This is a genomic window from Corynebacterium sp., assembly GCF_043426755.1.
Classification (GTDB): domain Bacteria; phylum Actinomycetota; class Actinomycetes; order Mycobacteriales; family Mycobacteriaceae; genus Corynebacterium.
Map to the genome: position 1 here is coordinate 25,279 of NZ_JBHWRP010000001.1, position 10,419 is coordinate 35,697.

Consider the following 10,419-nt stretch of genomic DNA (forward strand, 5'->3'; position numbering starts at 1 on the left):
ATATATAGATGTATAGACAAGCGCGGAAGCATCACTTTTCGATTAAACGTAAAGGTATCCCGTACCTGCATGTCTGATCTGAGGAGCATTCCGTGTTCAAGTTTCGCCGTGTCGGTCGCTTGATTGCTGCGACCACCACTTCCGCCCTCGCGCTGTCAACGGTTGTCGTTGCTGGCGCACAGGAGGATAACCTCGTCACCATTTCCATCTCGAACTTCACCGACTTCCATGGCCACTTGGAAGATGGCGTCGCGGCCCGCGCGGGCGACATCGCGCGTTGGGAAGCCAATCCAGGCTCTGGTGCTCGCCCCACTTACGATGGCGTCGAACTTGGAGCAGCGAACCTTGCAGCACTCATGGACTACGTCAACCAAGACGCAGCCCATGGCCTGAAAACCACCTCCGGTGACAACGTCGGTGGCTCCGCGTTCATCTCGTCTATTGCGAACGACGAGCCCACTATGGATGCCCTTAACGCCATGGGGATCGATGTCAACGCTGCCGGCAACCACGAGTTCGACAAGGGGCACGAGGACCTGTCCGGCCGCTTGGTAGAGCGCCACGATTCGGAGATCCTGGCAGCAAACGTTTACTACAACGACGGCTCCCGTTTCCTGGAGCCCTCCAAGGTCTACGATTTTGACGGTGTGAAGCTGGGCGTGGTCGGTACCACCTCCAACGCCACCCCGAAGAAGGTCTCGCCAAAGATGGTGGAGGGCATCAACTTCACCGACGCCTCCACAGAGGCCAACGCTGAGGCGAAGCGCCTGAAGGACGAGGGCCTGGCAGACATCGTCGTGGTGCTCCAGCATGACCCGGCTGAAGTCGACGGGCCGAAGATGGACCCTGAGTACGTTGACTTCCTGTTTGGTGGAGACTCCCACCTCACCCAGCTGGACAATGATGCTCCGGTGCCCTATGCCCAGTCATGGGAGTACGGCAAGCTTGTCACTGACTTGGACATCACCTACAACAAGGCCACCGGCGAAATCGAGGAGATCAACGCTCAGCAGTACGGCGCGCCTGAGTTTGTGCAGTTGCAGGCAGAAGGGGTGATTGAGCCCAACGCGGAGGTTGCTGCCATCGTCGATAAGGCTGCTGCTGAGGCCGAGGTGCTGGGTGAGCAGGAGGTCGCGCAGCTCGACGAGTCCTTCTACCGCGGTTCTGAGCCTGGTCGGTCTGCCGGTTCCAACCGTGGCGTCGAATCCACCGCGAACAACATGCTGGCTGAGTCCAATCTGCAGGCAATGGATGCGTTCCTTGGCGGAGGCATGATTGACCTCGGACTGATGAACGCTGGCGGCGTTCGCTCCGACCTCGAAGCCGGCGCGGTGACGGTGGAGGAAGCGTACACCATGCAGCCTTTCGGCAACGAGTTGTCCTACGCAACTCTGTCCGGCCAGGCGATTATCGATGCGCTCGAGCGCCAGTGGCAGCCAGGGTCGGGACGCCCACGCCTGTCCCTGGGTGTTTCTGACAACGTGAACTACGTCTACAACCCAGAGGCGGAGCAGGGCCAGCGCATCCAGCACGTCACCATCAATGGTGCACCTCTGGATCCAGCCAAGGACTACACAGTGGCCACATCGACCTTCCTGTTCGAAGGCGGCGACTCTTTCATCAACCCTGACGATGTTCGCGACCAGGTCAACGTCGGCTACATGGACATCACTGCCTTCATGGACTACTTGGCATCGGGCCAGGCAGCGGTGCGCAGCGGTCAGGCCGAGGTTGGCGTGGTCCTGCCCGAAGGCGGGCTGAAGGCGGGGGAGAAGAACACCATCCAGCTGTCCTCTCTGAACTATTCCACTGAGGGTGAGCCGATGGCACAGACAGTCACCCTGAAGATCGGTGACACCGAGGTCACCGCCGATATCAGCAACGAGACCACCGAGGCAGACGCCGGTTTCGGCGAGATCGGCCGCGCCACCGTGGAGATCGATCTTCCCGCGGAGGCAGCGGGTGACCAGACCCTGAGCGTGACCACTGACGCCGGCACCGATATCTCTATGCCGGTGACCGTCGCGGACGCAGATGGTTCGACTCCGGATCCGGCACCGGCTCCGTCCCAGGACACCCCAGGTTCCGCTGGCAGCCTGTCTTCCAACCCGATCATGGGCCTTATCCTCGGCCTCGCGGCAGCTCTCGGCTTGGGTGGCCTGATCGCGTTGCTGTTCCCGAACCAGATTGACTCAGCACTGGCGAACTTCTTCTAGGAAGCGCTTGCTCCTCAACAACCTCTCCGCAGCCTGTTAATGGGCTGCGGAGAGGTTCTTTGCTTATCGACGAGGGCGGGTATCGTCGATAAGCATGAACGTTGACCAACTGGGCCAGTGGTGGGAGATGGCCTCCGAACAGTGGGGAATTGAGCTCGGCCGGATTCCCGTTGTGATTCTGTCTGCGGCCGGGATCTATATCGCGTTCATGCTCTTGGCGAAGATTTTTGGTTCGCGCATTCTGTCTTCGATCACCGCCACCGATGCGGTGGTGGTGATTATGTTCGGTGCGGTCGCGGGGCGCGTGATTATCGGGCATCCGCCGTCGCTGGTCGCCGGCATCATTGGCTTGGCCACGCTCATGGTGCTGGAGGCGGTGTTCGGGGCGATCCGGAAGAACACCCATATCGATAGGCTCTTCGATCGCGCTCCTGTCCTTGTCCTCGCCCACGGGAAGCCCTTGCCGGAGCTGATGAAGAAAACTCACGTGTCCATGCACGACCTCAACACTGTTGCACGGCGGACCGGGGTGGGTTCCTTGGGCGATCTTGCTGCGGTGGTGATTGAACCGACGGGGGCGTTTACTGCTATCAAGACGGGTCAGCAGCTCGATCCAGAGGTATTTGACATCGTGATCGGCGCTGACGAGCATCTCTTTTATTAGTCTTGCTGCGGGCATGAAAAAACCACTGTCCCAGCGTAGGAACAGTGGCTTTGACGTATGTCAGAAATTCTGACGATCAACCCTGAGGCTTAGAGGTACTTCTGAACGAAAGCGAACAGGGTGCCCAGAGCGGTGACAACTGCGGTGAAAACAGAGATCCACGCCTTGATGTCGTCTGGCGATGCATCCTTGATGGAGGAGCCGTTTCCGGTGTTCTCGGTGTCGGTTTCCTTCTTCTCGGAGTCGTTCTCGTTACCCTCCTCGCCGCCATTTTCCTGGTCTGCAGCAGTCTTGTCATCTGACGAGGTTGGGACGTTGGAGGAGGAGAGGGAGCTGCCCTCCTGGGCGACAGCGGCGGTGGTGCCTGCGGTTGCGACGGCCAGTGCGGTTGCGACTGCTGCGAGAGACTTGCGGAGCTTCATGAAAAACCAATCTTTCTGGAACGGCATCGATTACTGTGTAACAAACTTAGCGGTAATTCGATATTCCCTCAAGACTAACCTGGGTGTGTCCTGAGTTAGTTTCCCTAGCGTTTACCTGCGCAAATATGAGGTGAGGGTAGTTAGCTAATGGAAAGCACCCAGCTGACTCTCAAGATTTGGGAAGCTCGCACCCCCTAATCCTGCCAGCTACCTTGGGAAAGGATGATAAAGGTGCCCACATTGGGCACGCCCGTCGATGGACTAATGTTCACCTTTGTCTGCAAAACTACCGCTGTACTGCGCAAAAAGAAAAAGTTCCTCCCCCTGATTTAGGGGGTAGGAACTGTGAACGACCGTCAGTAATTACTCGACGACGGTTGCCGAGTTAATGCGTACTTCTTCGGCTGGGGCGCCGTCACCGGTCGGAGCCGCTTCGGCCTCGAGTCCGGTTTCTGCGATGGAGTCAAGTGTTGCCAGTCCTTCGTCGGTGATCTGGCCGAAGTAGGTGTACATCGGTGGCAGGCCGCCGTCGCCGTAGTTCAGGAAGAACTGGGAGCCGTTGGTGTCAGGGCCTGCGTTGGCCATGGCAATGGTGCCGCGCTCATAGATGACTGGGGTGGAGGTGTCCGCTGCCTCGTCGGTGGGGTATTCGTTAGCGAACTGGAAGCCCGGGCCGCCGGAACCGGTGCCAGAAGGGTCACCGCACTGGAGCACCTTGAGGGAATCGCTGGTGGTCAGGCGGTGGCAGATCGTGTCGTCGTAGTAGTCATTGTCGGCCAGGTGTTCAATCGCATTGACGGTGCATGGCGCCACGCTGCGGTCAAGCTCCATGCCGATTGGTCCAGCGGTGGTGTCTAGCTCCACGGTCACGGTGCCCTCGGTGGAAATGTTTTCGCCTTCAGGCAGTCCCACATCGCGCGCAGGATCGCCGGTCTCCTCGTAGGTACAGGTCACGGTCGCTGGCAGGGCTTCTGCGCGTTCGGTGGCCAGTGGCTCGAAGTTGGCCAGCGGGTCCGCTTGGTCGGTGGACTCGGTGCTGGTTGCCTGGTCTTCTGCGACTACTTCTTCGTCTTCGTTGTCGTAGGTGGCGGCCCAGTAGATGCCTCCGACGATCGCCACTAAAACTACGGCAGCGATAACAACGACGGTCAGCGGCTGGGTCTTCTCTTTCCGGTCGCGAGAATTCAGCGCGCCTTCAAGTTCTTTGAGGGCGTCCTTGCCTCGCTGTTTGTTATTGCTCACCTAGGGTAAACCTCGCTCGATTCGTGGGACAAAAGTGAAACTTATGCACCACTTTACTTCCCCACGTGGGCGAGAGGAGCAGGAGTGCCCGTTATCGTCGTGGCGAAGTGCGAGCTGCGTCACTACAGTGGGGCCCATGGCAAACGTTACTTTTGATTCTGCACCTACAACCACTGCTAGCGAGCTCCCAGACAAGGGCGACCAGCTTCCATCTTTCGAACTTGTCGGCACCGATCTTTCGGCGGTGACCGACGAGGATTACCAGGGCAAGCGCCTTGTTCTGAACATTTTCCCATCCCTGGATACCGGCGTGTGCGCTAACTCCGTTCGCGAGTTCAACAAGCGCGCCCAGGACCTGGGCGAGGACACCGTCGTGCTCAACGTTTCTAAGGACCTGCCTTTCGCGCATGACCGTTTCCTCGAGGAGAACGGCGTGGACAACGTCACCACCGGTTCGGCTTTCCGCTCCTCTTTCGGTGATGATTTCGGCGTGACCCTGCAGGGTTCGCCGCTGGAGGGCCTGCTGTCGCGCTCGGTAGTTGTCACCGACGCTGACCACAAGGTCATTTACACCCAGCTTGTCGACGAGATCACCAACGAACCGGATTACGACGCGGCAATCGATGCCCTGAAGTAACCCACCTTTTTTACTTAACGACGATGGCCCCGCCCGGTAGGGGTCATCGTCGTTAAGCTTTCTGCGCCCACTGTTGGCTAGGATGACCCACATGAATATTGCCGGTTTTGCTGCAGGCCCGTACAAGACCAACTGCTATGTCGTCACCGGCGACGGGGCTGCGGTGGTGGTGGATCCGGGTATGCATACCCAAGAGAAGGTGGAGGCATACCTGCGTGAGCAGGCCGTGGCGCTGGAGGCGGTCTATCTCACGCATGGCCACCTCGACCACACGCGTGATGCCGGGGCGCTGGCGAAGAGGCATAACGTGCCTGTCTACATTCACCCCGAGGACGAGTACATGCTGGCTGCCGGCGATGGCGTGTCCGAGCAGAGCAAATTGCTCTTCGATGCGAAGAATATGGTGCCCATCGAGGAGCTGCGCTATTTCGTCGATGGCGAGACGGTTATGCACGCCGGCTTCAGCGTGCGCGTGGCTCATGCCCCGGGGCATTCTCCGGGCAGCGTATTGCTGATCCATGATGAGGCCTGCTTCAGCGGCGATGTTCTCTTCCGTGGAACGATCGGCCGCACTGATTTGGACCGCTCAGACCCGGATGCGATGGATCGCTCGCTGGCAGGTCCCGTCTGGTCGCTTTCCGACGATCTGGCCGTACTTCCTGGGCACGGCCCGACCACGACGATGCGCATGGAACGCACCTCCAATCCGTATCTTCGGATGGCAAAGCAGAAGTACCCGCAGTGAGGTACTAAGATGTCCGGTTGTGACTAACAAAAAGACCGACAAGTTCCAGGCACTATCCGCGCCCAAGGGCGTGCCCGATTATGTGCCACCGGCCTCTGCGACGTTCTTGCGCGTCCGTGACGAAATGGTGCGCCAGGCGCATCTGGCCGGCTACCAGCACATCGAGCTGCCGATCTTTGAGGACACCACCTTGTTCGCCCGCGGTGTCGGCGAGTCCACCGACGTGGTGAGTAAGGAAATGTACACGTTCGCCGATCGCGGCGATCGATCTGTCACCCTGCGTCCCGAGGGGACAGCGGGTGTAATGCGCTCGGTCATCCAGCACAACCTAGACCGCGGGCACCTGCCCGTGAAGTTGAACTACTACGGCCCGTTTTTCCGCTACGAGCGCCCGCAGGCCGGCCGCTATCGCCAGCTGCAGCAGGTGGGCATCGAGGCAATCGGCGTGGATGACCCACTGCTGGATGCTGAGGTCATCGCTTTGGCCGACCGGTCCTACCGCGCGCTTGGCTTGAAGGAATTCCGTCTGGAGCTGACCAGCTTGGGCGATAATAACTGCCGCCCGGCCTACCGCGAGAAGCTGCAGGAGTTCTTGTTCAAGCTTCCGCTTGACGACGAGACCCGCCACCGCGCTGAAATCAACCCGCTGCGCGTGCTGGATGATAAGCGCCCAGAGGTACAAGAGATGACGGCCGAGGCACCCCTGATGCTGGACCACCTAGACGCGAATACCCAGGAACACTTCGAGACCGTGACTGGCACGCTCGATGACATGGGGATCGCCTACACGATCAACCCGCGCATGGTGCGTGGCCTGGATTACTACACGAAGACCACCTTCGAGTTCGTCCACGACGGCCTTGGCGCACAGTCCGGCATCGGTGGCGGCGGGCGTTACGACGGCCTGATGGCGCAAATCGGCGGCCAGGACCTCTCGGGCATCGGCTATGGCCTAGGCGTTGACCGCACCGTCTTGGCCCTCGAAGCTGAGGGAATCACCCTCGATGGCGTGGAACGTCGTGTCGACGTGTACGGCGTAGCACTGGGCGAGGCGGCGAAACGTCGGATGAGCCTGCTGATCAATCAGCTGCGCGCCGCTGGAATCTCCGCCGACATGGTGTACGGGGAGCGCGGCCTCAAGGGCGGGATGAAGGGCGCCGATCGCGCAGGAGCAGCATTTGCTTTGGTGCTTGGCGACCGCGAGCTGGAAGAAGGCCAGGTCTCCATCAAGAACATGTCTGACCAGTCGCAGCAGCCGGTAGAGCTGGACGAAGTGGTGACGGCTCTGCGCGCTGCTCTGGCTGCTTAAAGCCGGAGTGTTCGTCGATTAGCATTCGGTGATATTGACAGGGAAACCCAACTGAGTGGCCAAGCCACCGGTTGCGGTTTCTTTGTATTTGGTCGACATGTCGCGGCCGGTGGCGGCCATGGTTTCGATGACATCGTCGAGCGTGACCCTGTTGGTGCCATCACCCAAGCGGGCGAGGCGTGCCGCATTGATCGCTTTGATGGCGCCGATCGCGTTGCGCTCAATGCACGGGATTTGCACGAGTCCGCCTACAGGATCGCAGGTCAGCCCAAGGTTGTGCTCCAGCGCGATCTCTGCGGCGTTTTCGATCTGCGCCGGGGTCCCGCCAAGAAGCGCGCACATCCCTGCCGCCGCCATCGCCGATGCGGACCCCACTTCACCCTGGCAGCCAACCTCAGCCCCAGAGATCGAAGCGTTGGTCTTAATGATCGCCCCGACCGCACCCGCGGTGAGCAGAAACTCTCGCGCGCGCTGCTGGTCGAAGTTCTCGGTGAAGTCGCGGCAGTAGTGCATGACCGCTGGAATGATCCCCGCTGCACCGTTGGTGGGCGCGGTGACCACACGTCCGCCCGCTGCGTTTTCCTCGTTGACCGCAAGGGCGTAGAGGTTCACCCATTCCATGGCGTCAAGGCCCGCTGCACTCTGCGGCCCGCTCTGCGTCGTGATGCGGTCGCGAAGCTGCGGTGCGCGCCTGCGCACGCCCAGCCCGCCAGGCAGCTCCCCCTCAGCCTCTGTACCGGCAGCCACGCATTCCTGCATGGTGTCCCACACTAAGTCGAGGTGTGTGGCGACGGCCTCCCAGCCTCCTTGATCAGCGTGGATAGTGGCCTCGTTGTGGGCCATGAGTTCTGCGATAGAGCACGTGGCCGCGTCGCAACGCTCAAGCAGTTCCGCGGAGCTACCGAATGGGTAGGTGACGGTCGGCTCCTCGCGGACGGTTGCTGCGCCTGCCGGTAGCGGTCCTCGCGCGGACTGGGCCTCCAGCGACGCACGGTCTTGGATGAAGCCGCCGCCAACAGAGAAGTATTCGACGCCTTCAACGATCACCGAGCCGTCGTCTGCATAGGCATCGAAGATGATGCAGTTGGGATGTTCGGGCACGGGCGCGGGGTCGAAGATCAAGCTGTACGTGAGAGTTCCAGCAGGCCCAGAGATGGTGCCGCTGGCGGCGATGGCGGTGCCCAGGACGGGCTCTACATCGGGAGTCACGGTGGTGGGGGTGTAGCCGACAAGCCCGAGCAGAGCCGCGCGATCGGTGCCATGACCCACGCCTGTGGCCGCAAGGGATCCGCGCAGGGTAACGCGCACGCGTGAGGGGAAAGCATCAAGCTTGTCGACGAAGGCGTGGGCCGCTCGCATCGGTCCGACTGTGTGGGAAGACGATGGGCCAATTCCCACTGTGAAAAGGTCCATCACACTGATGCTCGCGGCTGCCATAATGCTCCTCGGATTAAGAGTTGTGGATCTTTAACTCGGCTCTAATGCCGTGCCCGATATTCTACCGATTTGTGACTGAGCTAACTGTTTCCGTCGTGTCCGCGGAGCAAATCGGCAAAGTCCACCAAGTCCTCTTCCAAATCGACGCCCGTCTTGCGCGGCTTGCGGCTCGATTCCACCGTGGCTCCTCCGAAACCTGGGGAGTAGTCGCCGGATCTGACGAAGAGGTCCGCTAGCTCTCCAGCGGCACGTGCTACTCGCTTGTCGAAGGAGACACCCTCTTCGCCACCGAAATCATCAGTCGCGGCGAACAGGGACGTGGGAACAACGACTGCACGCATGTAGGTAAACAGTGGCCGCATCGCATATTCGGTCACCAGGGAGTGGCGTGGAGTCCCCGCGGTGGCGGCAATGATCGTCGGCATGCTGTTGAGCGAGTCTTGGTCAAGCGCGTCAAAAAACATTTTGAACAGACCGGAGTAGCTCGCCTTGAACACCGGGGTGACGGCGACCAAGCCGTCGGCGGCAGAGATGAGCTTCTTGATCTCGTCGAGACGCGCCGAGGACATGCCGGTGGTGAAAACCGTCGCTAGGTCATTGACTAGCTCGCGTAGTTCGATGGTGTGGATTTCCAGGGCTTCACCGCGTGCGCTGACGGCAGCGTCGACTGCGCTGGAGATCGCGTCGGCTACCGAACGTGTCGACGAGGGATTCGACAAACCTGCCGAGACAACTGCAAGTGTGCGCATAAACCTTATTCCTCCTCTGATTCGGTTGATTCAGTCTGGCCGGGGTTCACCTTGAAGTGTGGGTGGTCGCGGTTTTCGCGCAGGGTGGCGAAAGTAGGTGGCTCGCTGGGGACGTGCTCGGGGCGGCGTTCCTCCATGCGGCGGCGCACCTCTGGGACCACCTGGGTGCCCAGGATTTCGATCTGGTTCAGCACCGTCTCTAGCGGCAGGCCGGCGTGGTCGATGAGGAAGAGCTGGCGCTGGTAGTCACCGACCCAGTCGGCAAACTGCATGGTGCGGTCAATGACCTGCTCCACGGTACCCACCGTCAGTGGGGTCAGCTCAGTGAACTCCTCCAGCGTCGGGCCGTGGCCGTAGACCGGCGCGTTGTCGAAGTAAGGACGGAAGGTGTCCTTGGCTTCCTGCTCCGTGTCTGCGATGAAGACCTGGCCTCCCAGGCCGACGATGGCCTGATCTGCGCGGCCGTGGCCGTACTTCTCGTAGCGGCGGCGGTACATCGCGACCATCTTCGCGGTGTGTTCCTTGTTCCAGAAGATGTTGTTGTGGAAGAAACCGTCGCCGTAATACGCGGCCTGCTCTGCAATCTGTGGGGAGCGGATGGACCCATGCCAGACAAACGGCGGCACGCCGTCGAGCGGGGCCGGGGTGGAGACGTACGACTGCAGCGGCGTGCGGAACTTGCCCTGCCAGTTGACGACGGGCTCGCGCCACAGGCGACGAAGGAGGTGATAATTCTCCACGGCGAGCGGGATGCCCTGGCGGATATCTTTGCCGAACCACGGGTAGACCGGGCCGGTATTGCCCCGGCCCATCATGAGATCCACGCGGCCGCCAGCGAGGTGCTGAAGGAAGACGTAATCCTCGGCGATCTTCACGGGATCGTTGGTCGTAATAAGCGTCGTAGACGTCGAGAACTGAATTTTCTTCGTCTGCGCCGCGATGAAAGCTAGGTGCGTCGTGGGGGAGGACGGCACGAATGGCGGGTTGTGGTGCTCGCC

10 protein-coding genes are annotated in these 10,419 nt (G+C 60.5%); 5 read left to right on the top strand and 5 right to left on the bottom strand.

The features are described 5' to 3' along the window. Positions 1-92: 92 nt before the first annotated feature. Entirely contained in the window at positions 93-2,216 is a 2,124-nt protein-coding gene (locus tag ACHFGA_RS00160; RefSeq protein WP_394280464.1) for a bifunctional metallophosphatase/5'-nucleotidase, read from the top strand. Between the two features lie 94 nt (positions 2,217-2,310). Beyond that, entirely contained in the window at positions 2,311-2,880 is a 570-nt protein-coding gene (locus ACHFGA_RS00165) for a DUF421 domain-containing protein (protein ID WP_394280465.1), read from the top strand. A gap of 89 nt (positions 2,881-2,969) precedes the next feature. On the opposite strand, the gene ACHFGA_RS00170 is transcribed toward ACHFGA_RS00165, so the two are convergent. Together ACHFGA_RS00170 and ACHFGA_RS00175 are read right to left on the bottom strand one after the other, a co-directional pair. Continuing rightward, positions 2,970-3,329 (bottom strand): hypothetical protein, encoded by a 360-nt coding sequence (locus ACHFGA_RS00170; protein WP_394280466.1) that lies wholly within the window; start codon positions 3,327-3,329, stop codon positions 2,970-2,972. A gap of 336 nt (positions 3,330-3,665) precedes the next feature. Further along, on the bottom strand, positions 3,666-4,544 hold the full coding sequence (locus ACHFGA_RS00175) for a peptidylprolyl isomerase (protein WP_018582069.1): 879 nt from the start codon (positions 4,542-4,544) through the stop codon (positions 3,666-3,668). A 136-nt stretch (positions 4,545-4,680) separates the two neighbouring features. On the opposite strand from ACHFGA_RS00175, the gene tpx reads away from it, so the two are divergent. From tpx to hisS, 3 genes are all read left to right on the top strand, one after another. Next, positions 4,681-5,181, top strand: coding sequence for a thiol peroxidase (tpx, locus tag ACHFGA_RS00180; RefSeq protein WP_018582068.1), 501 nt, complete (start codon positions 4,681-4,683; stop codon positions 5,179-5,181). 91 nt (positions 5,182-5,272) lie between these two features. Beyond that, the gene (locus ACHFGA_RS00185; protein WP_394280467.1) at positions 5,273-5,926 is read left to right on the top strand and encodes an MBL fold metallo-hydrolase; all 654 of its coding nucleotides are present in this window, start codon (positions 5,273-5,275) and stop codon (positions 5,924-5,926) included. A gap of 19 nt (positions 5,927-5,945) precedes the next feature. Next, positions 5,946-7,235, top strand: a complete 1,290-nt coding sequence (hisS, locus tag ACHFGA_RS00190; RefSeq protein ID WP_018582066.1) for a histidine--tRNA ligase — start codon at positions 5,946-5,948, stop codon at positions 7,233-7,235. A gap of 18 nt (positions 7,236-7,253) precedes the next feature. Here hisS and ACHFGA_RS00195 read toward each other — a convergent pair whose 3' ends face one another. From ACHFGA_RS00195 to ACHFGA_RS00205, 3 genes are all read right to left on the bottom strand, one after another. Continuing rightward, positions 7,254-8,672, bottom strand: coding sequence for an L-serine ammonia-lyase (locus ACHFGA_RS00195; protein ID WP_394280468.1), 1,419 nt, complete (start codon positions 8,670-8,672; stop codon positions 7,254-7,256). Positions 8,673-8,752: 80 nt separating this feature from the next. Then, positions 8,753-9,421 carry an FMN reductase gene (locus ACHFGA_RS00200; protein ID WP_018582064.1) on the bottom strand — a complete coding sequence of 223 codons (669 nt, stop codon included), beginning with the start codon at positions 9,419-9,421 and terminating at the stop codon, positions 8,753-8,755. Positions 9,422-9,426: 5 nt separating this feature from the next. Further along, positions 9,427-10,419, bottom strand: a 993-nt coding sequence (locus tag ACHFGA_RS00205; protein WP_394280469.1) for a CE1758 family FMN-dependent luciferase-like monooxygenase, incomplete at its 5' end; no start/stop codon positions are given.

Coding starts and splice junctions, on each gene's coding strand:
- ACHFGA_RS00195 (WP_394280468.1), bottom strand. CDS start 8,672: ATGGCAGCCGCGAGCATCAGTGTGATGGACCTTTTCACAGTGGGAATT.
- ACHFGA_RS00200 (WP_018582064.1), bottom strand. CDS start 9,421: ATGCGCACACTTGCAGTTGTCTCGGCAGGTTTGTCGAATCCCTCGTCG.
- ACHFGA_RS00185 (WP_394280467.1), top strand. CDS start 5,273: ATGAATATTGCCGGTTTTGCTGCAGGCCCGTACAAGACCAACTGCTAT.
- ACHFGA_RS00170 (WP_394280466.1), bottom strand. CDS start 3,329: ATGCCGTTCCAGAAAGATTGGTTTTTCATGAAGCTCCGCAAGTCTCTC.
- tpx (WP_018582068.1), top strand. CDS start 4,681: ATGGCAAACGTTACTTTTGATTCTGCACCTACAACCACTGCTAGCGAG.
- ACHFGA_RS00165 (WP_394280465.1), top strand. CDS start 2,311: ATGAACGTTGACCAACTGGGCCAGTGGTGGGAGATGGCCTCCGAACAG.